The organism is Pseudomonas sp. BYT-1 (genome assembly GCF_023611805.1).
Lineage (GTDB): Bacteria > Pseudomonadota > Gammaproteobacteria > Pseudomonadales > Pseudomonadaceae > Aquipseudomonas > Aquipseudomonas guariconensis.
Genome location: NZ_CP072559.1, coordinates 2332686 through 2357017, shown reverse-complemented (window position 1 = coordinate 2357017; position 24332 = coordinate 2332686). Strand labels below are relative to the sequence as shown.

Genomic DNA, 24332 nt, shown 5'->3' with positions numbered 1-24332 from the left:
TTTAAACTACGACCAATAAAGTCGTAGTTACTCGGCGACAGTGCAGACCCTCGCCGAAGGCTCGTTCACTTCCCCTTGCGAACCTTGTTGGAGCACCTTCATGAACCCACATATCCTGATCATCGGTGCCGGCTTTGCCGGTGTCTGGAGCGCTTTGAGCGCCGCCCGCCTGCTCGACCAGGCCCAGCGCGGCGATGTCAGCATCAGTGTGCTGGCTCCCCAGGCCGAACTGCGCATCCGCCCGCGCTTCTACGAAAGCGACGTGCACAGCATGAAGGCGCCGCTGGGCGCCCTGTTCGAGACCGTAGGAGTCACCTTCATCAAGGGGCACGCCCAGACCATCGATGTGGAAGGTCGCACCGTCGGCTACACCGACGCCGACGGCCAGCCGCGGCAAATCGGTTACGACCGCCTGGTGCTCGCCGCCGGAAGCCAGGTGGCCCGCCCACCGGTCCCGGGCCTGGCCGAGCACACCTTCGATGTCGATCAGATGGAATCGGCCATGCGCCTGGAGCAGCACCTGGTTGGCCTGACCAAGCAGCCGGCCTCCCCGGCCCGCGATACCGTGGTGGTCTGCGGTGGTGGTTTCACCGGCATCGAGACCGCGACTGAAATGCCGACGCGCCTGCGTACCATCCTCGGCGAAGACGCCCCCGTGCGGGTAGTGGTGGTCGATCGTGGCCCCAGCATTGGCGCGGCGCTGGGTGCAGGTATCACGCCTTCGATCGTCGAAGCTTGTGAACAGGCGGGAGTGCAATGGCTGACAGGGCGCTCGGTGGTGGCAGTCGATGCGGGCGGCGTGACCTTGGACGACGGCGAGTACATCGCCAGCAAGACCGTGATCTGGACCGTGGGCGTCAAGGCCAGCCCGCTGACGGCTCAGGTCCCCGGCGAACGTGACGGCTTTGGCCGCCTGCGAGTGGATGACCACCTCAAGGTGATCGGCCAGGAACACATCTACGCCACTGGCGATGTGGCCTGGGCGGCGGTGGACGAGTCGGGCAATCACGCTCTGATGACCTGCCAGCACGCCATCCCCATGGGTCGCCACTGCGGTAACAATGCGGCCGCCGACCTGCTGGGTGTGGCGCCGGTGGTGTACCGCCAGCCGGTGTACGTGACCTGCCTCGACCTCGGCGGTTGGGGCGCGACGTTCAGCGAGGGCTGGGAACGCACACTCAAGTACAAAGGCCAGGAGGGCAAGGACCTCAAACGCCAGATCAATACAGTGTGGATCTACCCACCGGCGGCGGATCGAGCCGTAGCCCTGGCGGCGGCCGATCCGCTGATCCCTGTCGTGTAAACCCTGTGTCAAAGAGGCCGCAATGCGGCCTCTTTTTTTGCCTTTTTTTGACCAACTGTTCAAGAGTGATGGCACTGTGGCATCATCGATAAAAACAATAGAAATGGTAAGGACTTAACCCAATCCGCAGTGTATCGAGCGCCTGATCTCCCCTGCTGTCCAGCGCTGGGTCGCTGCCACATGCGATGGAGCATTTCTATGCAGTTACGCAACCTGAAAATCGGCCTACGGGCTGCCTGCATGTTCGTCCTGTTGGGCGTTCTGGTGCTGGTCATGGGACTGGTCTCGCTCTACGAGACCCGGCAAATGGACCGCGCCACCGATGAGATTCGCGTCACCTGGATGCCGGCGGTCATTTCCTTGGGCGATGTCAGCAGTGCCCTGGGCCGGGCACGCGCCCTAACCCTGCGCAGCGCCCTGGAAGAGCAGCCCTCGGCCCGCAAGGCCACCCTGGAGAAAATCACCGAGATCAACCAGACGCTGCAAGGTAATCTGGACGACTATGAGCGCACCATCATCGCCGATGACGACCGCGCCCTGTTCAACACTTTCCTGCAGATGAGCGAGCGGTACCACGGCCTGCAGAAATCCATCCGTGATGCGGTTGCCGCCGAACAGCTCGACGAGGCCCGCCGGCTGATCAATGGCCCCTTGGCCGAATACGCCGACAGCATGATGAAAGCCCTCGCAGCGCTCATCGAGTACAACGCCAAAGGCGCCGAGCAAGCATCCCAACGTAGCAGCGCGGTGTTCGAAGAGGCCTTCTCGCTGATCGTCGTTGCCTTGGTGATGATACTTGTAGCGCTGATCGCCATCGCCACCCTGCTCACCCGCAGTATCGTCCTTCCCCTGGCCGATGCCGTGGCCGTGGCCGAGCGCGTGGCCACCGGCGACTTGACCCAGGATATCCCGGTGCTCGGACGTGACGAGCCCGCCCTGCTGCTGCGCGCCCTGAGCCGCATGCAACAGAGCCTGCGCGATACCTTGCGCAAGATCGCCGCCTCCTCCGACCAATTGGCCTCGGCCTCCGAGGAGCTGCATACCGTCACCGAGGACACCAGCCGCGGCCTGCACCAGCAGAGCGCGGAAATCGACCAGGCCGCCACCGCGGTCAACCAGATGACCGCCGCGGTCGAAGAAGTCGCGAACAACGCCGTCAGCACCGCTGACGCGTCCAAAGGCGCCGATCAAACCACCCGCGAGGGCCGCGACCAGGTCAACCAAGCCCTGGCGTCGATCCAGTATCTGGTCAGCGATGTCACCGACACCTCAGGGGAAATCGAGCAACTGGCCAGCAATGCCAACGAGATCAGCCGCGTGCTGGACGTGATCGGCGCGATCGCCGGGCAAACCAACCTGCTGGCGCTCAACGCGGCCATCGAAGCGGCCCGGGCCGGCGAGGCCGGACGTGGGTTTGCCGTGGTCGCCGATGAAGTGCGAGCCCTGGCCCACCGCACCCAGCAGTCCACAGCGGAAATCGAGCAGATGATCAGTGGTATTCAGTCCGGCACCGAGCGTGCGGTCAGCGCCATGCATACCAGTCAGGATCGTGCCAACGGCACGCTGGAAGTGGCTCAGTCGGCAGGCCAGGCCCTGGAGGTGATCGCCGAGGCCATCACGTCGATCAACCAGCGCAACCTGGTGATCGCCAGCGCTTCGGAGCAGCAGGCCCAGGTGGCCCGCGAGGTGGATCGCAACCTGGTCAACATCCGCGACCTGGCCATGCAAACCTCAGCAGGCGCCAACCAGACCAGCGCGGCGGCGCAGGACCTGTCCCGCCTGGCCGTAGACCTGAACGCGATGGTGGCGCAGTTCAAGGTCTGAGCCTAGGGCTGTTCTCACGCAGACCGCCTCGCGCGATGGGCTTTATGGCAGCCCATCGCGCTGCTTGTTCAGTCACTGGCACTCACAGCCCGGCCTACCTTGCCCAAAGACTTGCCCCGAGTCGCCAGGCAGTAGTACAGCGGGCAGGTCACCAGCAGGCCGAACAGCCATGACAGGTCCGCCCCTTCCACCAGGTTCGAGTACGGCCCGACATACAGGGACGTATTGGCGAACGGCAACTGGACCAGGATGCCGCAGGCATAGGCGACGATCGCATGATGGTTGAAGCGCCCGTAGATGCCACCGTCGGCGCAAAAGATCGATGCGATGTCGTATTCACCTTTCTTGATCAGGTAGAAATCGATCAGGTTGATCGACGCCCAGGGCACCAGCACCAGCAGCAGCGCCAGAATCAGGCCGATGAACTGACCGATGAAGTCCGCCGAGGCGTTGAGCGCGACCATCCCGCATGCCAGCAGGATCACCGAAGCCAGCACCACCCGCACCTTGACGCTGGGCGTCCATTGGGCGGCGAAAGTCTGGATGGCAGTGACGATCGACAGCACCGCGCCATACAGGTTGAGTGCGTTGTGGCTAATGATGTTGCACAGGAACAGCACCATCAGCACCGGGCCCAGCCAGCCGGTGGCTTGTTCCACCGCAGCCATGGCGTCGGTGCCTTCAGGCACGCACAGCACCGCCACGACACCGAAGCTAAAGCACAGGATGGTGCCCACGGTGGCGCCGAAGTAGGTCGCCCAGAAGGGCCGGGCGATGCCCACTTCACGCGGCAGGTAGCGTGAGTAGTCGGAGGTGTAGGGCGAGAAACTGATCTGCCAGATCACCCCCAGCGATACCGTGGCCACGAAACCTGAAAGGTTGAAGGCCCCGCGACTGAAGAAGTCCACCGGCAGCGCCTGGCTGAACATCATGACGAAGCCCGCCAGCAACGCCGAGCCCATGACCCAGGTACCGATGCGGTTGAGGGTGTGGATGAAGCGGTAGCCAATCACACCGATGGCTGTGGCACTCAAGGCGCCAATCACAATCGCGGTGGGCATCGGCACGCTCGGGGCGATGCCGTGGATCGACTTGCCTGCCAGCACGATATTGGAAATGAAGAAACCGACGTAGATCAACGCCGTGAAAAACACGATCAGCAACGCGCCGTAGCGGCCGAATTGGCCCCGGCTCTGGACCATCTGCGGAATGCCTAGCTGCGGTCCCTGCGCAGACGCCAAGGCGATGACCACACCGCCCAACAGATGACCCAGCACGATGGCGAACAGGCCCCACAGCAAGTTCAGGTGAAATACCTGGACGACCATGGCACCGGTGACGATGGGCAACGGCGCAATGTTGGTGCTGAACCAGAGGGTGAACAGGTCGCGCGCCTTCCCATGGCGTTCGGCAGGTGGGACGTAATCGACCGTATGGTTTTCGACAAACTGGTGCTGCGACGACGATTGGGACATGGTTTTCAGCTCGAAAGGGTCGTTTTTTATCTTTGTAGGAAACCGCTCAAGGCGGCCTCTCAGCTGCGCACCATATTATGGTATTCCAAGCTTTTGACAACACTGCGCTGCGCTTTTTCGGCGCATCTGCTCCGTATTGCGCCCCACACCAATGCACTTAGTTTCCCAGCAACGCCAATGAATACGGGGCCTGTACCGTTCATCGCATGCGTGCGACAGGTGAAAATTCCACTTGCAATCCAGGTATTACGGTATACCATCAGACACATCAACGATAAAAATGCGGACCACCGCTGCCCTACCTCGAGGAACACGCCATGATCGACGCAACCGTCTACAAGAACGTCCTGGGCTCCTTCCCGTCCGGCGTCACGGTCATCACCACCCTGGACGACGACGGCTCGATCGTCGGCCTTACCGCCAGCGCTTTTTCGTCCCTGTCCATGGACCCGCCGCTGGTGCTGTTCTGCCCCAACTACAGCTCCGATTCCTACCCCGTACTGATCAAGCAGAAGCGCTTTGCCATTCACCTGCTCTCCGGCGAGCAGCAGGCCGAAGCCTATGCCTTCGCCAAGAAAGGCAAGGACAAGGCCGCCGGAATCGAGTGGCGCCTGAGCGAGCTGGGCAATCCGCTGCTGGCCAATGCCACGGCGATCATCGAGTGCGAGCTGTGGCGTGAATACGAAGGTGGCGACCACGCGATCATGGTCGGCAAGGTGCATAACCTCATCGTCCCTGAAGAGGCGCCACGGCCGATGGTCTACTGCCGCGGCAAGATGGCCAGCCTGCCAGCCTTCGCCTGAAGTCACCCTTTATATGACGGATGCCCAGGCATGCGTCGAGACACCTGACGCCTGCCCCGACAGGCGACACTTCCAAGCTTCGAGGAAAGCCCCATGAAATTTTCGTTGTTCGTGCACATGGAACGTTGGGATGAACAGGTCAGCCACCGCCAGCTGTTCGAAGACCTCACCGAACTGACCCTGATGGCCGAGCGCGGCGGTTTCAGCACCGTGTGGATCGGCGAACACCACGCCATGGAATACACCATCTCGCCAAGCCCGATGCCGCTGCTGGCCTACCTGGCCGCACGCACCGAGACCATTCGCCTGGGTGCCGGCACCATCATCGCGCCGTTCTGGAACCCCATCCGCGTGGCGGGCGAATGCGCGTTGCTCGATGTGATCAGCAATGGCCGCATGGAAGTGGGCCTGGCTCGCGGCGCCTATCAATTCGAATTCGACCGCATGGCCGGCGGCATGCCCGCCACCGACGGCGGCAAAGCCCTGCGCGAGATGGTCCCGGCCGTGCGCAAGCTGTGGGCAGGCGACTACGCCCACGACGGCGAGGTCTATAAGTTCCCCACCTCCACCAGCGTGCCCAAGCCGGTCCAGAAGGGCCAACCGCCAATGTGGATCGCCGCCCGCGACCCGGATTCGCACAACTTCGCGGTGAAGAACGGCTGCAACGTCATGGTCACCCCGCTAATGAAGGGTGACGAAGAAGTGCTGGACCTGAAGAACAAGTTCCAGACCGCCCTGGACAACAACCCCGACGTACTACGCCCACAACTGATGGTGCTGCGCCACACCCATGTGCACAGCCCATCCGACCCTGAGGGCTGGAAGATCGGCGCCCAGGCCATCTCACGCTTCTACCGCACCTTCGATGCCTGGTTCGGCAACAAGACCACTCCGGTCAACGGCTTCCTGGAGCCAAGCCCTGAATCGAAGTTTGCCGAAGTGCCGGCGTTCGAGCTGGAGAACATCCGCAAGAACACCATGATCGGCACACCTGAGCAAATCATCGCGCGCATCAAGTACTACCAGGAGCTGGGCGTTGATGAGTTCAGCTTCTGGTGCGACAACAGCTTGCCCCATGCCGAGAAGAAGAAGTCGCTCGAGCTGTTCATCAAGGAAGTGGTCCCGGCGTTCGCCTGATTCCCCGGCGGCGAGCGGCGAGCTGCAAGAAACAGCAGCGCGCGCGGCTTGGAGCTCGGAGCTTCCCGCTTGCCGCTCGATTCTGAAGAGAAATTCTACCGCCCTCTTGCACAACCAATATTATGGTATACCATCAGACAGCAAGAGCTGATAACCCTCACCAGGAGCCATCCATGAGTTTCGAAATCCGCAAGATCGTCACCTACTCCGAAGAGACCCGCATCGAAGGCGGCAAGGCCACCGACAAGCCGGTGACCATGGTCGGCCTGGCCGTGGTGATCAAGAACCCGTGGGCCGGTCGCGGTTTCGTCGAAGACCTCAAGCCCGAGATCCGCGCCAACTGCTCCGAGCTAGGCGCCCTGATGGTCGAGCGCCTGTGCGCAGCGATCGGCGGTGCCGACAAGATCGAGGCCTACGGCAAAGCTGCCGTGGTCGGTGCCGACGGTGAGATCGAGCACGCCTCCGCCGTCATCCATACCCTGCGCTTTGGCAACCATTACCGCGAAGCCGTGCAGGCCAAGAGCTACCTGAGCTTCACCAACAAGCGCGGCGGCCCAGGCACCTCGATCCAGATCCCGATGATGCAGAAGGACGATGAAGGTCTGCGCTCGCACTACATCACCCTGGAAATGCAGATCGAAGACGCCCCGCGTGCCGACGAGATCGTCGTGGTCCTGGGCGCCGCCGACGGGGGCCGGCTGCACCCGCGCATCGGCAATCGCTACATCGACCTGGAAGAACTGGCCGCCGAGAAGGCCAACGCTCAATAACAACAACCAGACGGGCCGGGGCGTTGCGTGCAAGCACTGCCGCCACGCCCGACCTTCAAGGAGCGCCCTCCATGATTCAGCCTGTTGCTGAACGTACACCCGCCGGGACCAGCTACCTGAGCCTCGGCCAGGGCCAGCCCGTGGTGCTGATCCACGGCGTAGGCCTGAACAAGGAAATGTGGGGCGGCCAGTTCGTGGGCTTGGCCGGTGACTACCGCGTCATCGCCTACGACATGCTCGGCCACGGCCAGAGCCCGCGCCCCGACGCCGACACCGGCCTTGCCGGCTATGCCGCGCAACTGGCCGAACTGCTCGACCACCTGCAGATCCCGCAGGCCACGGTCATCGGTTTCTCCATGGGTGGCCTGGTCGCCCGCGCCTTCGCCCTGCACTACCCTGCACGCCTGACGGCGCTGGTGGTGCTCAACAGCGTGTTCAACCGCAGCCCCGAGCAGAGCGCCGGCGTCATCGCCCGCGCCGCCCAGGCCGCCGAGCACGGCCCTGACGCCAATGCCGAAGCGGCGCTGGCGCGTTGGTTCAGCCGCGAATACCAGGCCGCCAATCCGGCCCAGGTCGCGGCCATTCGTCAGACCCTGGCCGGCAACGACCCGCAGGGCTATCTGACCACCTATAAATTGTTCGCCACCCAAGACATGTATCGCGCCGATGACCTGGGCAGCATCCAGGTACCGGCCCTGATCGCCACCGGCGAGCACGACCTGGGCTCGACCCCGGAGATGACCCGCCAGCTGGCAGCGCGTATCCCCGGTGCCCGCAGCGTGGTGCTGGCCGAGCAACGCCACATGATGCCGGTCGAAGCGCCACGGGAGGTCAACAAGATGCTGCTGGACTTCCTGGCGCACGCCCGCACCCTCAACGAATCCGCCAAGGGGATTGTTGCATGACCCTCGTACGTTTCCAGATGTGCATCGACGGCCAATGGTGCGATGCACAGAGCGGCAAGACCTTCGACAGCCTCGACCCGGCCACCGCCAAGGCCTGGGCGCAACTGCCGGACGCCGATGAAGCCGATGTGGAGCTGGCCGTGCAGGCCGCCCAGCGCGCCTTCGAAAGCGCCGCATGGCGCGGCCTGACCGCGACCGCGCGGGGCAAACTGCTGCGCCGGCTGGGCGATCTGATCGCCGAGAACAAAGAGCACCTGGCCCAGCTGGAAAGCCGCGACAACGGCAAGCTGATCCGCGAGACCCGCGGCCAGGTCGGCTACCTGCCGGAGTTCTTCCACTACACCGCAGGGCTTGCCGACAAGCTCGAAGGCGGCACCCTGCCGCTGGACAAGCCTGACCTGTTCGCCTACACCGTGCACGAGCCGATCGGCGTAGTGGCCGGGATCATTCCCTGGAACAGCCCGCTGTACCTGACCGCCATCAAGCTCGCCCCTGCCCTGGCGGCCGGCAACACCATCGTGCTCAAGCCTTCCGAACACGCCTCGGCGACCATCCTGGAGCTGGCCCGCCTGGCCCATGAAGCCGGCTTCCCGGCAGGCGTGGTCAACGTGGTGACCGGTTTCGGCCCGAGCACCGGCGCAGCGCTCACCCGCCATCCGCTGGTGCGCAAGATCGCCTTTACCGGCGGCGCCGCCACCGCCCGCCATGTAGTGCGCAGCAGCGCCGAGAACTTCGCCAAGTTGTCTCTGGAGCTGGGCGGCAAGTCGCCGAACATCATCTTCGCCGACGCCGACCTGGACAGTGCGATCAACGGCGCGGTGGCCGGCATCTATGCCGCCTCCGGCCAGAGCTGCGTGGCAGGTTCGCGCCTGCTGGTGCAGGACGAAATCTTCGATGAATTCGTCTCGCGCTTGGTCGAGCGCGCCAAGCGCATTCGTATCGGCAACCCGCAGGACGACGCCAGCGAAATGGGCCCGATGGCCACCGCCCAGCAATTGGCTGTGGTCGAAGGCCTGGTCGCCGCGGCCAAGGCCGAGGGTGCCAAGCTGCACCTGGGCGGCAAGCGCGCCGAGGTCGAGGGTGACGGCTGGTTCTACGAGCCGACCCTGTTCGAGTGCGACAGCAACTCGATGAAGATCATGCAGGAAGAAGTCTTCGGTCCCGTGGCGGCAGTGATCCGTTTCAAGACCGAAGAACAGGCCCTGGCGATCGCCAACGACTCACAGTTCGGCCTCGCCGCCGGTATCTGGACCCGCGACCTGGGCCGCGCCCACCGCCTGGCGCGCGACGTGCGCTCGGGGATCATCTGGGTCAACACCTACCGCGCGGTCTCGGCCATGGCGCCGATTGGTGGCTTCAAGAACAGCGGCTACGGCCGCGAGAGCGGCATCGACTCGGTGCTCGCCTATACCGAGCTGAAGACGGTGTGGATCAACCTCTCCACCGCGCCCATGCCCGACCCGTTCGTGATGCGTTAACGAGGTAGCACCAAGATGATCGAACCTGGCATCTACAAAGACGTGATGGGCTCCTTCCCGTCCGGCGTCACGGTGGTCACCACCCTGGACGCCGAAGGCGGCATCGTCGGCATCACCGCCAGCGCGTTCAGCGCGCTGTCGATCGACCCGGCGCTGGTGCTGTTCTGCCCCAACTACGCCTCCGACACCTACCCGATCCTGCGTGACAGCAAGCAGTTCGCCATTCACTTGCTGTCCGCCGACCAGACCGCCGAGGCCTATGCCTTCGCCGGCAAGGGCAAGGACAAGGCCAACGGCATCGAGTGGCACCTGAGCGAGCTGGGCAACCCTCTGCTGGCCAAGGCCACGGCAATCATCGAATGTGAATTGTGGCGCGAGTACGACGGCGGTGACCACGCGATCATCGTCGGCCAGGTGAAGAACCTGGTGCTGCCGCCCGAACCGGTCACGCCGATGGTCTATCACAAGGGCAAGCTCGGCGCGCTGCCGCCGCTGGGTTGAGACCTGAACGGACGGCGTTGGTCTACCCGCGAAGAAACCAACGCCGTTCCCTGTTTCCGGGGGCCGCGCATCCTCCCCCTCACCTTCGGTTGCGGCCCCTTTTTTTCATGCAGGAGCACGGCAATGAGCAACGAGAAGTACGAGAAAGGCCTGAAGATCCGCACCCAAGTGCTGGGCGAGGACTATGTCAACCGCTCGATCCAGAACGCCGACGACTTCAGCAAGCCCTTGCAGGAGCTGGTCACCGAGTATTGCTGGGGCCACGTCTGGGGCCGCGACGGCTTGTCGCTCAAAGAGCGCAGCATGATAAACTTGGCCATGATTTCCGCGCTCAACCGGCCCCACGAGCTCAAGCTGCACATTCGCGGCGCCTTGCGAAATGGCCTGAGCCGTGAACAGATACGCGAGATCCTGCTCCAGGTCGGCATTTATTGCGGCGTGCCCGCGGCGGTGGACAGCTTCCGCCTGGCCCGCGAAGCGTTCGCCGAGGCCGATGCGGAGTCAACCCGTTAACAGCGGGCTGTTCGAACCACGCAAGGAGAGCGCCCCAGGTTCGTGGTGCTCTCAAGTTGTGGCCAGGCAGCCTCATTCAGAGCGCAATCGATGAAACGCCAGCCTCTCGACGACAGCTTCAAGGTCAACCGCAACCCCGTTACCCTGCGCGAAATCGTACTCGACAAACTGCGCGGGGCGATCATGAACTTCCACCTGCTGCCCGGCGATCGCCTGGTCGAGCGCGACCTGTGCGACCGCCTCGGTGTCAGCCGCACCTCGGTGCGTGAAGCCCTGCGCCACCTGGAATCCGAAGGCCTGGTGGAATTCGCCGATGCCAAGGGCCCAAGGGTGGCGATCATCACGCTCGAAGACGCCCGCGACATCTATGAACTGCGCTGCGTGCTCGAAGGCCTGATCGTCCAGCTGTTCACCCTCAATGCCAAGGCCAAGGACATCCGCGCCCTGGAGCGCGCCCTGGAGGTCAACCGCGAAGCCCTCGAAGAAGGCGAGCTGCAACAGGTGCTCGAATCGGTGCAAGGCTTCTACGACGTGCTCCTGGAAGGCTCCGGCAACCAAGTCGCCGCCCAGCAGTTGCGCCAGTTGCAGGCACGCATCAGCTACCTGCGCGCCACCTCGGTGTCCCAGCAGAACCGTCGCGGCGCCAGCAACCGGGAAATGGAAAAGATCGTCGAGGCGATCAAGACCGGCAATCCCCAGCTCGCCCACCAGGCCTCGGTCGACCATGTGCGCGCCGCCGCCAAGGTGGCTCTGGATTACCTGCGCCAGAAGCAGGACGACAACGCCAAGGTCCGTGACATCGTCGAACCCCTGGCCCTCAAAGATCCTCGCATAGGCCGCTGATCATGCCCGCCGCCCCGCGCTACTGCCCGCACTGCACCACTGCGCTTGCCCGGGGCGTTCCCAGCGGCGACACCCACGAGCGCCTGCATTGCACCGGGTGCGGCTACGTCCACTACATCAACCCCAAGATCATCGCTGGATGCATCATCGAGCGTGACGGCAAGTACCTGTTGTGCCAGCGCGCGATCCCGCCACGCCCCGGCACCTGGACCTTGCCGGCAGGCTTCATGGAGGCCGGCGAAACCACCGAACAGGCGGCCCTGCGCGAGGTCTGGGAAGAAAGCGGCGTGCGCGGCGAGATCGTCTCGCCCTATTCGATCTTCAGCGTGCCCAAGATCAGCGAGGTGTACATCATCTTCCGCGCCATCGCCACGGAAGAGACCGGCCAGCACGGCCCCGAGACCCTCGCCTACCGCTTCTTCGAGCCCGACCAGATCCCCTGGGACGAGATCTACTACCCCGCCATCCGGCAGATTCTCGAGCGCTATATCCTCGAACGCCAGGCGGGGGTCTATGGCATCTACATGGGCAACGACGATACCGGCAAGGTGCATTTCATCCGCTGATCGACGCGCCCCGCGTCACAGCCGGCAGCTTCAGCGCATCTGCCCTGCAATCAGCCCCAGCGCAATCAGGATCATCACCAGCCCCGACACTCGCCCCACGACCTTGGCCGCCGCCGGCCGAGTGCGCAGCACGGCCTTGGCCCCGTAACCCACCATCAGGTACACCACCAGCGAACTGGCCAAGTGCACCAGGCCCAGCAGCAATATCTGCATCCACACCGGCCAGCTCGATGCCGGGTCGGTGAATTGCGGCAACAGCGCAACGAACAGCAAGAACACCTTGGGGTTCAGGCCGCTCACGCAAAACCCTTTCAGTGCCCAGCGCGATCCGCTCTCCTGGCTGTGCGATGCGCCCGCCTGTGGCACCGACGGACTCAGCAACAAGTTGGCGCCCAACCACAGCAGGTAGATGCAACCGGCCAACGTCAGCAACGACAGCGCCAGCGGATGCCCGGCGATCAAGCTGCCCACCCCCGCCGCAACGATCAAGGTCGCCGCAAAATGCCCCGACAACATCCCAGCCACCGCTGGCATCACCCAGCGTCCGCGCATGCCCGCCGAGATGGCATAGGCCCAGTCCGCGCCAGGGGTGATCACGAACAACATCGACACAGCCCAGAACGCCGTCAACACACTGATTGCCACGTTGAATCTTCCTTCACACTCGGTTGGGTGAAAAAAGAGTACGGATTTCAACGGGGGATTTTCTTTCGTATATTCCCGCCATCGCTCAAAAAAATGGAAGGTTCTCCCTCGTGGACAGAACAGATCGAAAGATTCTTGCCGAGCTACAAAAAGACGGTCGCCTTTCGGTGACCGAACTGGCCGATCGTGTAGGCCTGAGCCTCTCGCCCTGCCACCGTCGTCTCAAAGCCTTGGAAGAATCCGGCGCCATCCTGGGCTATCACGCACGCTTGGCGCCCAGCGCGCTGGGCCTGAACTTCGCCGCACTGGTGTTCGTCACCCTGCGCGAGGTCACCCGCCAACCGGTAGCGGATTTCGAGGCTGCGGTGGCAGCGATCCCACAGATCGTCGAAGCCCAGCGTCTGTTCGGCGACCCGGACTACCTGCTGCATGTGGTCGCTCGCGATCTGCCGGCGTTTCAGAAGCTGTACGACGAACAGCTCACCAGCATCCCCAATGTGCAGCGGCTGAGCTCCACCTTGGTCATGAAGGAAGTGCTGCAGGATCGGCAATTGCCCATGTAGGCCTCCTCAGAATTCGCGTACCTTGAACATCCGCTCGTCATAGACGAAATCGAGCACCTCGCGCACCCGGATGTGCGCCGCGGCCGGGTGCAGGGGGTTGACCACCAGGTTGCGTTCAAGCTGCAACACCACCGAGGGCACGACCAGACCCAAATGGCTGCGGGCCTGGAGCCAGCGCGTGCCATACGCCATGCTGGGGCTGTCGGCGGGCAGCGCATCCCAGCCGGGCGGCAGGTCCTGCGGCCCGGGCGCCAGGTACAGGGCGGGGTCGTCAGGCAGTTCGAAGCAGGTGATCTTCAAGGGAAACTGCGGACGCCCGGCGGCATGCACGAACGTCTCCAAGGTGCAGATCGCCGGTGATAGCCCCATGTACAGCGCAGGGACATCGACCTGGTTCCAACGGCCACCAACCAAGGCCGCTCCCTTGCCGCTCAGGTCATCGGCCCGGGAGGCCTTGGCCACACGCCAGGCCAGCATCAGACGACGCCGCCCCACTCCAGGGCCGCCAGCACCCGACGCACTTGCCGTGCACCGATCTCGGTCTGGCACAGCATCACCGGCGTCATGACGCCAAGGGCATCGTTGGGTCGGGACATCCAGGCCACAGCCTGTTCCTCACTCTCGAACACCGCCACGGCCTGGTGGGTGATCTCGGCGATCCGGTCCAGACGCTCGGATGCCACGGCATCGAGTGGCTGGTTGTCCCGCACACGGCGTTCAAGGGTCGAGATCGAGGCATTGAACAGTTCGGCCACTTGTTTTTCGGGCAAGCCGAACAAGCGCTTGACCTCCAGGTAGAGCTTGGCGGACAAGCCGTCGCGGATCTGCGCCAGGCGCTGTGCTTCGGTGCGTTGGTCATGAGTCTGTGTATAGCCCCAGAACACCCCGGCGGTTTCGCTGCCTGGCGTGGCCTTGCGTCCGCCTTCGATGGTGGCGTAACGCGCGCGGCGTGGCGTGGGCTTTTTGGTGGTCTCGATCATGGAAAGCCTCATTTGATGAGTCCCAAACGTCAAATGAAGGATACACCCCCTGCCCGGCCCTTGCATCGGCCGTTTGCTAACCGTTTGTCAGCCTTAGTTTTTTTAACGTTTGTAGGCACATATTTACTAATTTATCGATCCGCTCCCACCCCTCATGATCGCGCTTACAAGAACGCGTCGCCCTTTGCCGGCCCGCACCCGGGCACATTCCTGCGCCCCTCCCTGCCTTGGAGTCCGTCATGACCCGTGCAGCTACATCGGCCCCTCTCATAGAAAAACACACGATCGGATACGTGCCCCCGCAAGACCGCCATGGAAAGGTAAGGGATCTGTTCACCCTCTGGTTCGGGGGCAACATCGCCCCCCTGCCGATTGTCACCGGCGCCTTGGGCGTGCAGTTGTTCCACCTCAACCTGGTGTGGGGCATCGTCGCCATCCTGGTCGGCCATTTGGTCGGCGGCGTGTTGATGGCGCTGCACTCGGCCCAGGGCCCACAGATGGGCATCCCGCAGATGATCCAGAGCCGCGCCCAGTTCGGCTCGCTCGGCGCACTGTTGGTGGTGGTGATCGCCGGGGTCATGTACATCGGTTTCTTCGCCTCCAACATCGTGCTGGCCGGCAAGTCGCTGCATGGCGTGGTCGATACCGTGCCGGTCCCGGTGGGCATCGTCATCGGCGCGCTGGGTTCGGGCATCATCGGCATCATCGGCTATCGCTTCATCCATGTGCTAAACCGCATCGGCACCTGGGTGCTGGGCATCGGCATCGTGGTGGGCTTTGGCTACATCTTCAGCCACGTGCAAAGCGATGACTTCCTGACCCGCGGCAGCTTCAACATCTCCGGCTGGCTGGCCACCGTGTCGCTGGCAGCGCTGTGGCAAATCGCCTTCGCCCCGTATGTGTCGGACTACTCGCGCTACCTACCGGCCGACGTGAAGGTGTCCTCGACCTTCTGGACCACCTACCTGGGCTCGGCCTTGGGCTCGAGCCTGTCGTTCGTGTTCGGTGCGGTGGCGGTACTGGCGATCCCGGCGGGCATGGACACCATGGATGCCGTCAAGCTCGCCACCGGCGCCATCGGCCCACTGATGCTGGTGCTGTTCCTGCTCAGCGTGATCAGCCACAACGCCCTTAACCTGTATGGCGCGGTACTGTCGATCATCACCTTGGTACAGACCTTCGCCTATCGCTGGATCCCCACCGCCAAGAGCCGCGCGGTACTGTCGCTGGTCGTGCTGGCGGCATGCTGCGTGGTGGCGGTATTCGCCTCGGCGGACTTCATCGGCCACTTCGTCGACATGGTCCTGGTGCTGTTGGTGGTGTTGGTGCCCTGGACGGCGATCAATCTGATCGATTTCTACGTCATTCACAAAGGCGACTATGACATCCAGTCGATCTTCAAGGTCGACGGGGGCATCTACGGGCGCTACAACCCCCAGGCATTGATCGCCTACGCGGTGGGTATCGCAGTGCAGATCCCATTCATGAACACCCCGCTGTACGTAGGCCCGGTATCCGCCCACATCGATGGCGCCGACCTGTCGTGGCTGGTGGGCCTGCTGGTCACCTCGCCACTGTACTGGTGGCTGGCGACCCGGGACAGCGGCTACCGCCGCCGGCAAATGAGCGCCAAACTCGCCGCTGGCGTCTGAGCACTCAACGACACCTGACCCCAGAAGACCCGCCATGGCGGGTCTTCTGTTCTTCTTGATTTGCGACAACCCCTACAGCGACGCTTGATTCACCTGATGGTGACCAACGCAACCGATCGCCAGCATGCCCGCTCCTCGGACAAGGAGTTCCCCATGCAAAAACTTCCATTGGTCAAGTTCATCGCCCCTCGCATCAACCGCAAGCTCGTCACCACCGTCACCCTCCCGGTACTCGCCCTTGGCGGCCTGGCTGTGCTGTTCAATAGCGTGTTTTTCTACAACGAAGCGGGTCAGATGACCCATGTGCGCACGATCTTCGGCGAAGAGAAAGTAGTCGAGGACGTGGGCTACGCCACCAAGTGGTTCGGACGCAGCACGGTCTGGCGCCGCACCATCGGGGTCCAGTCCGCACTGCAAGCGGACATCCAGGAGGACAGGCGTAGCGGGCAGCCTTCGATCGTCCTGCCAAACCTGCCCATCGTGTTCCTGGGCAACGTCGATGCAAAGGCCGAGTTCAGCACGCAGTTTCGCCTGCCATCGGGCGAGGCCTTCCTCAAGATCGCCCAGGAATACCGAACGCCAGACAACTTCCTGCAACGCGCCTTGCTGCCCGCGGTCAAGGAAACCCTCCAGGCCACAGCCTCGTTGATGAGCGCAGACGATTACTACGCGGGTAACCGCAGCCACTTCGGCGCCGAATTCGAAAACCAGTTGCGCAATGGCCTGTACCTCACCAGCCGCAAGGAAGTGCGTATCAAGCGCGACGCCTTGCCGGCACAGACCGCCATCCTGCAGGCCGGTACCGACCAAGGCAGCTTCGGCGACAACACCGCCACCCGCTTCATCATCGAGAAGAAACTCGACAAGCACGGCCAGGAGCTACGCAAGCAGCAGCAATTTCGCCTGTATGGCGTAGAAGTCGTCGATGCGCGGGTCACCCACATCGACCCCAACCCTCAGTACCAGCAACGGATGGTCCGGGTGCAACAGGCCTTGGCGGAACTGGCGGTGGCCCGGCAGAACCGCCTCAAGGAAGAGGAAGAAAAGGAGCTGGTGTCCGCCCGGGGAGCCAAGGATGTCGAGGCCAAGCGTCAGGAAAGCCTGCGCCAGCAGATCGAACGCACGACCGAGGCCGAGACGGAAAAACAGCTCACACTGATCAACGCCGAGCGAGAAAAGCGGCGTGCCGAGATCGACAAACAGACAGCCGAACTGCTGCGCGACAAGGCCCGGGTCAATGCCGAGGCCACCAAGATCACCGCCGACGCCGAAGCCTACGCCCGTGAGGCGTCCCTGAAGGCTGACGGTGCCTTGCAGAACAAGCTCGATGCGCTGGTGCAGATCAACAAGGCCTGGGCCGATGCCGCCGCCAGGGCCCCGGTGCCCAACGTGATGATGGGCGGCACGGAAGCGGGCATCGGTCGCCAGGATGAAATGAACAAGCTCATGAGTGTACTGGCCACCAAGGCAGCCAAGGACCTCGCAATCGATCTCAAGACGCCCTGAGCCCTGCACTCATTGCGCCTTGTAGTTTCAGGGCGCAATGCCCTCGACGATGATCACCTCGGCCGTCGCCACTCCCTGCCGATGCCGGCAAGCCTCCTGGTATGCCTCGGACCGGTAGCACGCCACCGCCTGTTCGTATGAATCGAACTCGATCACCACGCTACGCTGTGGCGTGGGCCGTCCTTCCATCGCCTCGCTGCGCCCGCCACGGGCCAGCAGGCGCCCACCGAACGCGGCGAAGGCCGCGGGGGCGCGCTGGGTGTAGTGCTGGTACTGCTCAGGATCGGTGACATTCACGTGGGCAATCCAGTAGGCCTTCATCCATCGCTCTCCTGTGAACGGTTATTTGTGTATGATGGTATACCATAAAAATCACCCTACCACAGCGAGTGTGCAGCATGGCTTTCAACAGCATCGAAGAACTCCTCGAGGACTACCGCCAGGGCAAGATGGTCCTGCTGGTGGACGACGAGGACCGTGAAAACGAAGGCGACCTGCTGATCGCCGCCGAGCGCTGTGACGCCCAGGCCATCAACTTCATGGCCCGCGAGGCACGCGGGCTGATCTGCCTGACCCTGACAGACGAGCACTGCCAACGTCTGGGCCTGGAGCAGATGGTGCCGGCCAACGGCAGTGTGTTCAGCACAGCGTTCACCGTCTCTATCGAAGCCGCCACCGGCGTCACCACAGGCATCTCGGCCGCCGACCGAGCCCGTACCGTCGCCGCCGCCATGGCGCCCGACGCACGTCCTGAGGACCTCGTCCAACCAGGGCATATCTTCCCCTTGCGCGCCCGCGAAGGCGGCGTGCTGACCCGCGCCGGGCACACCGAAGCCGGCTGCGACCTGGCGCGCCTGGCCGGATTCACCCCCGCCTCGGTGATCGTCGAAGTGCTCAACGACGACGGCACCATGGCGCGCCGCCCGGACCTGGAAGTGTTCGCCGAACGCCACGGCATCAAGATCGGCACCATCGCCGACCTGATCCACTACCGGCTGAGCAACGAGCAGACCATCAAACGCATCGGCGAGCGCGAACTGCCCACCGTGCACGGTACCTTCCGCCTGGTGACCTACGAAGATCGCATCGACGGTGGCGTGCACATGGCCATGGTGATGGGTGATATCCGTCGAGAACAGCCGACCCTGGTACGGGTGCATGTCATCGACCCCTTACGCGACCTGGTCGGCGCCGAATACGCAGGGCCCGCCAACTGGACTTTGTGGGCAGCCTTGCAAAAGGTCGCCACCGAAGGCACGGGCGTGGTGGTGATCCTGGCCAACCACGAGTCCTCCCAGGCCCTGCTCGAACGCGTGCCGCAGCTGACCCAGCCGATCAAGCCATTCCAACGAGGCCAGTCGAAGGTCTACTCCGAAGTGGGCACTGGCGCCCAGATTCTCCAGGACTTGGGCGTGGGCAAACTGCGACACCTGGGGCCACCGCTCAAATACGCAGGCCTGGCCGGATACGAGCTGGAGGTGGTGCAGAGCATTCCCTTCGAGCCCGCCGAGTTCAACTGAGCCGACACCCGTGACAGCCACCGTCCTGCTCTGCGGTGTGCTTCGCGGGTAAACACACAACCCACCGCTTGAGAACGCCACGCCGTCCCCCTGGAGGACGGCGTGGCGTTTCGCTGAGTGGGGCCGGCGTTTTTAGTGATGGCCGGTCGCCTTCGACCTCTTGCGAAAAGTTTGGAATACCATAATATGATATCCCGTAGACCTTAGATTTCCGGCCGCACCTACACTTCAAACAACGGCCACGCGACATCGTTGGAAAGCTGCTCCCCGAATACATGGCGGGCGACAGGAAGCCCGCTCAAATAACAAAAGCAATGAGGGCGTTAACCATGCTGTTGAGCAAACGAGTCACCGCAGTGCTGTCCGCCAGCCTGCTCTCCCTGGCCTGCCAAGCCACCCTGGCTGCTGACAGCATGAGCTTCGTCAGCTGGGGCGGCACCACCCAGGACGCCCAGAAACAGGCATGGGCCGAACCCTTCAGCGAAAGCAGCAAGATCAAGGTCGTGCAGGACGGCCCCACCGACTACGGCAAGCTCAAGGCCATGGTCGAGAGCGGCAACGTGCAGTGGGACGTGGTCGATGTCGAAGCCGATTTCGCCCTGCGCGCCGCCAGCGAAGGCTTGCTTGAGCCTTTGGACTTCACCACGATCCAGCGCGACCGCATCGACCCGCGATTCGTTTCCGACCATGGCGTCGGCTCGTTCTTCTTCTCCTTCGTGCTCGGCTACAACGAAGGCAAGCTCGGCGCCAACAAGCCGGTGGACTGGTCGGCCCTGTTCGACACCAAGACCTACCCCGGCAAGCGCGCCCTGTACAAATGGCCGAGCCCCGGTGTCTTGGAGCTGGCCCTGCTGGCCGACGGCGTACCGGCGGACAAACTCTACCCCCTGGACCTGGACCGCGCCTTCAAGAAGCTCGACACCATCAAGAAAGACATCGTCTGGTGGGGCGGCGGCGCCCAGTCCCAGCAACTGCTTGCCTCCGGTGAAGCCTCGCTCGGGCAGTTCTGGAACGGTCGGGTCTACGCCTTGCAGCAGGACGGTGCGCCGGTGGGCGTGAGCTGGAAGCAGAACCTGGTCATGGCCGATTTCCTGGTCATTCCCAAGGGCGCCAAGAACAAGGACGCGGCCATGAAGTTCTTGGCCAACGCCAGCAGCGCCAAGGGGCAAGCGGACTTTGCCAATCTCACCGCCTACGCCCCGGTCAACCTCGACAGCATCGCCCAGCTCAAGCCGGAGCTGGCACCGAACCTGCCGACTGCCTATGCCCAGGACCAGGTGACCCTGGACTTCGCCTACTGGGCGAAGAACGGCCAGGCCATCGCGGCCCGCTGGAATGAGTGGCTGGTCAAATGAAAGTCGCCATCAACGCCTTGCACAACGCCCAAGGTGCCCCTAGCGGCACCGGCGCCCCGGGAGCGGCCGTGCGCCGCCCTCCCCTGAGCCAGCGCTGGCGGGGCAGCCGCAATCTGCTGCCGGCGCTGCTTTTCCTGGGCCTGTTCTTCTTCGCCCCGCTGATTGGCCTGTTGCTGCGCGGGGTGTTGGAGCCCGTACCGGGGCTAGGCAACTATGAGCAGTTGTTCGCCAATTCGGCTTATGCGCGGGTGCTGTTCAACACCTTCTCTGTGGCGGGCTTGGTGACCCTGATCAGCGTGCTGCTGGGCTTCCCGCTGGCTTGGGCGATCACCCTGGTGCCGCGCGGCTGGGGCCGCTGGCTGCTGAACATCGTACTGTTGTCGATGTGGACCAGCCTGCTGGCCCGCACCTACTCCTGGCTGGTGCTGCTGCAGGCCTCGGGGGTGATCAACAAGGTGTTGATGGCGCTGGGCATCATCGATGCGCCGCTGGAGATGGTGCACAACCTCACAGGCGTGGTGATCGGCATGAGCTACATCATGATTCCGTTCATCGTGCTGCCGCTGCAGGCGACCATGCAGGCCATCGACCCGATGGTCCTGCAGGCCGGCTCGATCTGCGGCGCGAGCCCTTGGACCAACTTCTGGAAGGTGTTCATCCCACTGTGCCGCTCGGGGCTGTTCTCCGGCGCGCTGATGGTGTTCGTCATGTCGCTCGGTTACTACGTGACCCCCGCCCTGCTCGGCGGCGCACAGAACATGATGCTGCCCGAATTCATCGTCCAGCAGGTGCAATCGTTCCTCAACTGGGGCCTGGCCAGCGCCGCCGCCGCGTTGCTGGTACTGATCACCCTGGTGCTCTTCTACTTCTACCTGAAGCTGCAGCCGGAATCCCCGGTCGGCAACGCGAGGTAAACCGCCATGCTCCTGACTCCCAATGCCATGGGCCGGCCGCTGCGCACGGGCCTGTACCTGACCACCGGGGTGATCGCGGCCTTCCTGCTGCTGCCGATCCTGTTCATCGTGCTGCTGTCGTTCGGCTCGTCCCAGTGGCTGGTGTTCCCCCCACCCGGCTGGACCTTGAAGTGGTACGGCCAGTTCTTCTCCAACCCCGAGTGGATGGACGCTGCCCTGGCCAGCCTCAAGGTGGCCGTGCTCACCACGATCTGCGCCGTACTGCTGGGCCTGCCCACGGCCTTTGCCCTGGTACGCGGACGCTTCCCAGGCCGCGAGCTGCTGTATGGCCTGTTCACCCTGCCGATGATCGTGCCGCTGGTGATCATCGCCGTGGCGGTGTACGCGCTGTTCCTCAAGCTCGGCTACACCGGCACGCTGTTCTCCTTCGTGGTCAGCCACGTCATCGTCGCGCTGCCCTTCACCATCATCTCGATCATCAACTCGCTCAAGCTGTTCGACCAGTCGATCGAGGACGCCGCGGTGATCTGCGGCGCCTCGCGCTTGCAGGCGATCTTCAAGGTGACCTTCCCGGCGATCCGTCCAGGGATGATCGCCGGTGGCCTGTTCGCCTTTTTGGTCTCTTGGGACGAGGTGGTGCTCAGCGTGATGATGGCCAGCCCAACCCTGCAGACCCTGCCCGTGAAGATGTGGACCACCCTGCGCCAGGACCTGACCCCAGTGATCGCCGTCGCCTCGACGCTGCTGATCGGCCTGTCGGTCCTGGTCATGGTCATCGCCGCCGCCCTGCGCCGGCGCAACGAAGTCAGCGCCTGAGCGCCCGGAGACAACAACAATGAGTGCAGTGATGAAAGATGCCGCGCCCGCCAAGACCCTGGTCAGCCTGCGCAACCTGAACAAGCACTACGGCGACTTCGCCGCGGTGGACAACATCAACCTGGAGATCCAGGACGGCGAGTTCCTGACGTTCCTTGGCTCCAGCGGCTCAGGCAAGTCCACCACCCTGTCCATGCTGGCAGGCTTCGAGACCCCCAGCAGTGGCGAAATCCTGGTGGACGGCCAATCGCTGGTGAAAGTGCCGCCGCACAAGCGTGACATCGGCATGGTGTTCCAGCGCTACTCGCTGTTCCCGCACCTGTCGGTGCGCGACAACATCGCCTTCCCCCTGGCGATCCGCAAGCAGAGCGCCGCCGAGACCGCCAAGCGGGTCGACGCCATGCTCAAGCTGGTGCAGCTGGAAAAGTTCGCCCACCGCCGCCCCGCCCAGCTCTCCGGTGGTCAGCAGCAACGCGTGGCCATTGCCCGGGCGCTGGTGTACGAGCCGCGCATCCTGCTGATGGACGAGCCCCTTGGCGCGCTGGACAAGAAGCTGCGCGAAGACCTGCAGGACGAACTGCGCCAGTTGCACCGCCGCCTGGGGATCACCATCGTCTACGTGACCCACGACCAGGAAGAAGCCATGCGCCTGTCCCAGCGCATCGCGATCTTCAGCCACGGCAAGATCGTCGGCCTGGGCACGGGTTATGACCTGTACCAGAACCCGCCGAATGCCTTCGTGGCATCGTTTTTGGGCAATTCCAACTTCCTGCGGGTCAAGGCCAGCAGCCATGGCGCGGCCGCGTTCGAAGGGCAGTCCTTGGCGATCCGCCTGACCACGGGCCTTAATGCCGGGCAGGATGCGCTGATCATGGTGCGCCCGGAAAAAGCCCTGGCCTTGAGCGCCGAGCAGGCAGCCCGCGAGCCATTGCCCGCCGGCTGGAACGAAGTGACCGCCAAGGTAGGGGAAGTGTTGTTCCTCGGCGAGAGCCAGACCTGCCATGTGGTGACTGTCGGCGGCACCGAAATGACCGTCAAGGCGCTGTCGGCAGCCGGCATGCCGATGCAGCCCGGAGATACCGTGAAGGTCCGCTGGGCAGTCGCTGATGCCTGCATCTACACCGAATGGGCCGAGAGTGACCTGAGCAAAGCTGCCGGAGCGCATTGAGCAGGGTCAGGCGCAGAGCGTACCGGCCCTTTCATGGCTAAGCCCGCTCCCACAGGCTCTGCGGTGCTCTCAATGACACCGCTGTCCCTGTGGGAGCGGGTTTACCCGCGAACGCAACAACGCTGAACATCAAGGCTCACACAGGCAGCTGATATCGCTCGGCGAAGTACTGCCGGAAGAACTCCACCGCCACCCGCACCTTGGCCGACCCGGCCAGGGGCGTGGTGTACACCGCCCAGATGTCCGCCGCCTGCTGGTAGTCCTCCAGCACCTGAACCAGTCGCCCGTCGGCAAGGTTGTCGTGCACATCCCACCATGAGCGCAACAGGATGCCCCGCCCATCCAGGCACCATTGGTGCGCCACCTCGCCATGGTTGCTGGACAACGGGCCGGTCACCCGCACGCTTTGCTCGCCGCCTGGTCCCTCCAGGTGCCATACACCAAACGGGTGGTCACGCTCCTTGATCACCAGGCAGTCATGGCTGGCCAGATCCGCCAGGCTTTTGGGCGTGCCCCTGCGCGCCAGGTAGCCAGGTGCCGCGCACAGCACCCGACGGTTGCGCGCCAGGAGCTTGGCGATCAGGTTCGGCGCAATGACGTTGCCCACGCGAATGTCCAGGTCCACCCCCTCGGCAATCAGGTCGATCAGGCGGTCATGCACATCCAGGCGGATATCCAGCTTCGGGTAGCGCGCCGCCAGCTCCGACAGCGCAGGCGCCACGAAGCGTCGGCCCAGCCCCAGGCTGCTGGCGATACGCAACTGCCCGGCCGGTTCGCGCTGGCCAGCGTTGAGGTCATCGTCCATGCGTTGCAGGGATTCGAAGATCTGCAGCGCCCACTGGTACACCCGCTCGCCCTCCTCGCTCACCGTCACCCGCCGGGTGGTGCGGTGCAGCAGCCGCACACCGAGATTCTCCTCAAGCAGACGAATACGCTTGCTGACAAAGGCAGCCGACATGCCGCGCTCGTCGGCCACGGCGGCGAAGCTGGCGCGGCGCGCCACCTGCAGGAAGATATCCAGGTCGTCAAGGTTAGGCAGATTATTCACGATTCGTGCACCAAGAATTGATGATTCACCAGATTATCTCCGGTTAG

General features: G+C 63.6%; 25 protein-coding genes. 19 read left to right on the top strand and 6 right to left on the bottom strand.

Annotated elements, in window-relative coordinates; all coding sequences use genetic code 11:
- The first annotated feature begins 100 nt into the window (after positions 1-100).
- Complete coding sequence (locus J5X93_RS10850; RefSeq protein ID WP_090342198.1) at positions 101-1303, top strand: NAD(P)/FAD-dependent oxidoreductase; 1203 nt, start codon at positions 101-103, stop codon at positions 1301-1303.
- A gap of 180 nt (positions 1304-1483) precedes the next feature.
- Entirely contained in the window at positions 1484-3127 is a 1644-nt protein-coding gene (locus tag J5X93_RS10845) for a methyl-accepting chemotaxis protein (protein ID WP_409287203.1), read from the top strand.
- A 68-nt stretch (positions 3128-3195) separates the two neighbouring features.
- Here J5X93_RS10845 and J5X93_RS10840 read toward each other — a convergent pair whose 3' ends face one another.
- Positions 3196-4602: a purine-cytosine permease family protein gene (locus J5X93_RS10840; RefSeq protein WP_043212722.1), complete on the bottom strand. Its 1407-nt coding sequence runs from the start codon at positions 4600-4602 to the stop codon at positions 3196-3198.
- A gap of 317 nt (positions 4603-4919) precedes the next feature.
- Between J5X93_RS10840 and J5X93_RS10835 the strand changes: the two genes are divergently transcribed.
- The 9 genes from J5X93_RS10835 to J5X93_RS10795 all read left to right on the top strand — a co-directional run bounded on the left by J5X93_RS10835 (position 4920) and on the right by J5X93_RS10795 (position 12118).
- Complete coding sequence (locus J5X93_RS10835) at positions 4920-5405, top strand: flavin reductase family protein (RefSeq protein ID WP_070094061.1); 486 nt, start codon at positions 4920-4922, stop codon at positions 5403-5405.
- 93 nt (positions 5406-5498) lie between these two features.
- The gene (locus J5X93_RS10830; RefSeq protein WP_182941000.1) at positions 5499-6542 is read left to right on the top strand and encodes an LLM class flavin-dependent oxidoreductase; all 1044 of its coding nucleotides are present in this window, start codon (positions 5499-5501) and stop codon (positions 6540-6542) included.
- Between the two features lie 173 nt (positions 6543-6715).
- Positions 6716-7312, top strand: a complete 597-nt coding sequence (locus tag J5X93_RS10825; RefSeq protein ID WP_043212716.1) for an amino acid synthesis family protein — start codon at positions 6716-6718, stop codon at positions 7310-7312.
- 71 nt (positions 7313-7383) lie between these two features.
- Complete coding sequence (locus tag J5X93_RS10820; RefSeq protein ID WP_182941003.1) at positions 7384-8217, top strand: alpha/beta fold hydrolase; 834 nt, start codon at positions 7384-7386, stop codon at positions 8215-8217.
- Entirely contained in the window at positions 8214-9695 is a 1482-nt protein-coding gene (locus tag J5X93_RS10815; protein ID WP_043212712.1) for an aldehyde dehydrogenase, read from the top strand. The genes J5X93_RS10820 and J5X93_RS10815 overlap by 4 nt, the downstream gene beginning before the upstream one ends.
- Before the next feature lie 15 nt (positions 9696-9710).
- Complete coding sequence (locus tag J5X93_RS10810) at positions 9711-10196, top strand: flavin reductase family protein (RefSeq protein WP_043212710.1); 486 nt, start codon at positions 9711-9713, stop codon at positions 10194-10196.
- 123 nt (positions 10197-10319) lie between these two features.
- Positions 10320-10709 (top strand): carboxymuconolactone decarboxylase family protein, encoded by a 390-nt coding sequence (locus J5X93_RS10805; protein WP_043212708.1) that lies wholly within the window; start codon positions 10320-10322, stop codon positions 10707-10709.
- A 90-nt stretch (positions 10710-10799) separates the two neighbouring features.
- Positions 10800-11552 carry a GntR family transcriptional regulator gene (locus tag J5X93_RS10800; RefSeq protein ID WP_043212706.1) on the top strand — a complete coding sequence of 251 codons (753 nt, stop codon included), beginning with the start codon at positions 10800-10802 and terminating at the stop codon, positions 11550-11552.
- 2 nt (positions 11553-11554) lie between these two features.
- On the top strand, positions 11555-12118 hold the full coding sequence (locus J5X93_RS10795; protein WP_043212704.1) for an NUDIX hydrolase: 564 nt from the start codon (positions 11555-11557) through the stop codon (positions 12116-12118).
- Positions 12119-12148: 30 nt separating this feature from the next.
- On the opposite strand, the gene J5X93_RS10790 is transcribed toward J5X93_RS10795, so the two are convergent.
- Positions 12149-12763, bottom strand: coding sequence for a LysE family translocator (locus J5X93_RS10790; protein ID WP_090342185.1), 615 nt, complete (start codon positions 12761-12763; stop codon positions 12149-12151).
- Positions 12764-12873: 110 nt separating this feature from the next.
- Here J5X93_RS10790 and J5X93_RS10785 point away from each other — a divergent pair, with 110 nt between their 5' ends.
- Complete coding sequence (locus tag J5X93_RS10785) at positions 12874-13326, top strand: Lrp/AsnC family transcriptional regulator (RefSeq protein ID WP_070575303.1); 453 nt, start codon at positions 12874-12876, stop codon at positions 13324-13326.
- 6 nt (positions 13327-13332) lie between these two features.
- Here J5X93_RS10785 and J5X93_RS10780 read toward each other — a convergent pair whose 3' ends face one another.
- Positions 13333-13803 (bottom strand): RES family NAD+ phosphorylase, encoded by a 471-nt coding sequence (locus tag J5X93_RS10780; protein WP_043212697.1) that lies wholly within the window; start codon positions 13801-13803, stop codon positions 13333-13335.
- Positions 13803-14306, bottom strand: coding sequence for an Xre family toxin-antitoxin system antitoxin (locus J5X93_RS10775; RefSeq protein WP_102082319.1), 504 nt, complete (start codon positions 14304-14306; stop codon positions 13803-13805). Before J5X93_RS10775 ends, J5X93_RS10780 begins: the two co-directional genes overlap by 1 nt.
- A 239-nt stretch (positions 14307-14545) precedes the next feature.
- On the opposite strand from J5X93_RS10775, the gene J5X93_RS10770 reads away from it, so the two are divergent.
- Positions 14546-15958, top strand: a complete 1413-nt coding sequence (locus J5X93_RS10770; protein ID WP_182941005.1) for a purine-cytosine permease family protein — start codon at positions 14546-14548, stop codon at positions 15956-15958.
- 153 nt (positions 15959-16111) lie between these two features.
- On the top strand, positions 16112-17464 hold the full coding sequence (locus J5X93_RS10765) for an SPFH domain-containing protein (protein WP_043212747.1): 1353 nt from the start codon (positions 16112-16114) through the stop codon (positions 17462-17464).
- A 27-nt stretch (positions 17465-17491) separates the two neighbouring features.
- On the opposite strand, the gene J5X93_RS10760 is transcribed toward J5X93_RS10765, so the two are convergent.
- Complete coding sequence (locus J5X93_RS10760) at positions 17492-17785, bottom strand: DUF1330 domain-containing protein (RefSeq protein ID WP_043212693.1); 294 nt, start codon at positions 17783-17785, stop codon at positions 17492-17494.
- A gap of 77 nt (positions 17786-17862) precedes the next feature.
- Between J5X93_RS10760 and ribBA the strand changes: the two genes are divergently transcribed.
- From ribBA to J5X93_RS10735, 5 genes are all read left to right on the top strand, one after another.
- Positions 17863-18984, top strand: coding sequence for a bifunctional 3,4-dihydroxy-2-butanone-4-phosphate synthase/GTP cyclohydrolase II (gene ribBA / locus J5X93_RS10755; RefSeq protein ID WP_070575289.1), 1122 nt, complete (start codon positions 17863-17865; stop codon positions 18982-18984).
- 329 nt (positions 18985-19313) lie between these two features.
- Positions 19314-20339: a polyamine ABC transporter substrate-binding protein gene (locus J5X93_RS10750; protein ID WP_070575286.1), complete on the top strand. Its 1026-nt coding sequence runs from the start codon at positions 19314-19316 to the stop codon at positions 20337-20339.
- Positions 20336-21253, top strand: coding sequence for an ABC transporter permease (locus J5X93_RS10745; RefSeq protein ID WP_043212687.1), 918 nt, complete (start codon positions 20336-20338; stop codon positions 21251-21253). The genes J5X93_RS10750 and J5X93_RS10745 overlap by 4 nt, the downstream gene beginning before the upstream one ends.
- Before the next feature lie 6 nt (positions 21254-21259).
- Complete coding sequence (locus J5X93_RS10740) at positions 21260-22069, top strand: ABC transporter permease (RefSeq protein WP_043212685.1); 810 nt, start codon at positions 21260-21262, stop codon at positions 22067-22069.
- A gap of 19 nt (positions 22070-22088) precedes the next feature.
- Entirely contained in the window at positions 22089-23237 is a 1149-nt protein-coding gene (locus J5X93_RS10735) for an ABC transporter ATP-binding protein (RefSeq protein WP_070575279.1), read from the top strand.
- A gap of 136 nt (positions 23238-23373) precedes the next feature.
- Here J5X93_RS10735 and J5X93_RS10730 read toward each other — a convergent pair whose 3' ends face one another.
- Complete coding sequence (locus J5X93_RS10730) at positions 23374-24285, bottom strand: LysR substrate-binding domain-containing protein (RefSeq protein ID WP_043212682.1); 912 nt, start codon at positions 24283-24285, stop codon at positions 23374-23376.
- Positions 24286-24332: the final 47 nt, after the last annotated feature.

Excerpts from the sequence above, each read along its gene's own strand:
- J5X93_RS10850 (WP_090342198.1), top strand. The coding sequence starts at position 101 with ATGAACCCACATATCCTGATCATCGGTGCCGGCTTTGCCGGTGTCTGG.
- J5X93_RS10845 (WP_409287203.1), top strand. The coding sequence starts at position 1,484 with ATGCGATGGAGCATTTCTATGCAGTTACGCAACCTGAAAATCGGCCTA.
- J5X93_RS10840 (WP_043212722.1), bottom strand. The coding sequence starts at position 4,602 with ATGTCCCAATCGTCGTCGCAGCACCAGTTTGTCGAAAACCATACGGTC.
- J5X93_RS10835 (WP_070094061.1), top strand. The coding sequence starts at position 4,920 with ATGATCGACGCAACCGTCTACAAGAACGTCCTGGGCTCCTTCCCGTCC.
- J5X93_RS10830 (WP_182941000.1), top strand. The coding sequence starts at position 5,499 with ATGAAATTTTCGTTGTTCGTGCACATGGAACGTTGGGATGAACAGGTC.
- J5X93_RS10825 (WP_043212716.1), top strand. The coding sequence starts at position 6,716 with ATGAGTTTCGAAATCCGCAAGATCGTCACCTACTCCGAAGAGACCCGC.
- J5X93_RS10820 (WP_182941003.1), top strand. The coding sequence starts at position 7,384 with ATGATTCAGCCTGTTGCTGAACGTACACCCGCCGGGACCAGCTACCTG.
- J5X93_RS10815 (WP_043212712.1), top strand. The coding sequence starts at position 8,214 with ATGACCCTCGTACGTTTCCAGATGTGCATCGACGGCCAATGGTGCGAT.
- J5X93_RS10810 (WP_043212710.1), top strand. The coding sequence starts at position 9,711 with ATGATCGAACCTGGCATCTACAAAGACGTGATGGGCTCCTTCCCGTCC.
- J5X93_RS10805 (WP_043212708.1), top strand. The coding sequence starts at position 10,320 with ATGAGCAACGAGAAGTACGAGAAAGGCCTGAAGATCCGCACCCAAGTG.
- J5X93_RS10800 (WP_043212706.1), top strand. The coding sequence starts at position 10,800 with ATGAAACGCCAGCCTCTCGACGACAGCTTCAAGGTCAACCGCAACCCC.
- J5X93_RS10795 (WP_043212704.1), top strand. The coding sequence starts at position 11,555 with ATGCCCGCCGCCCCGCGCTACTGCCCGCACTGCACCACTGCGCTTGCC.
- J5X93_RS10780 (WP_043212697.1), bottom strand. The coding sequence starts at position 13,803 with ATGCTGGCCTGGCGTGTGGCCAAGGCCTCCCGGGCCGATGACCTGAGC.
- J5X93_RS10775 (WP_102082319.1), bottom strand. The coding sequence starts at position 14,306 with ATGATCGAGACCACCAAAAAGCCCACGCCACGCCGCGCGCGTTACGCC.
- J5X93_RS10770 (WP_182941005.1), top strand. The coding sequence starts at position 14,546 with ATGACCCGTGCAGCTACATCGGCCCCTCTCATAGAAAAACACACGATC.
- J5X93_RS10765 (WP_043212747.1), top strand. The coding sequence starts at position 16,112 with ATGCAAAAACTTCCATTGGTCAAGTTCATCGCCCCTCGCATCAACCGC.
- J5X93_RS10760 (WP_043212693.1), bottom strand. The coding sequence starts at position 17,785 with ATGAAGGCCTACTGGATTGCCCACGTGAATGTCACCGATCCTGAGCAG.
- ribBA (WP_070575289.1), top strand. The coding sequence starts at position 17,863 with ATGGCTTTCAACAGCATCGAAGAACTCCTCGAGGACTACCGCCAGGGC.
- J5X93_RS10750 (WP_070575286.1), top strand. The coding sequence starts at position 19,314 with ATGCTGTTGAGCAAACGAGTCACCGCAGTGCTGTCCGCCAGCCTGCTC.
- J5X93_RS10745 (WP_043212687.1), top strand. The coding sequence starts at position 20,336 with ATGAAAGTCGCCATCAACGCCTTGCACAACGCCCAAGGTGCCCCTAGC.
- J5X93_RS10740 (WP_043212685.1), top strand. The coding sequence starts at position 21,260 with ATGCTCCTGACTCCCAATGCCATGGGCCGGCCGCTGCGCACGGGCCTG.
- J5X93_RS10735 (WP_070575279.1), top strand. The coding sequence starts at position 22,089 with ATGAGTGCAGTGATGAAAGATGCCGCGCCCGCCAAGACCCTGGTCAGC.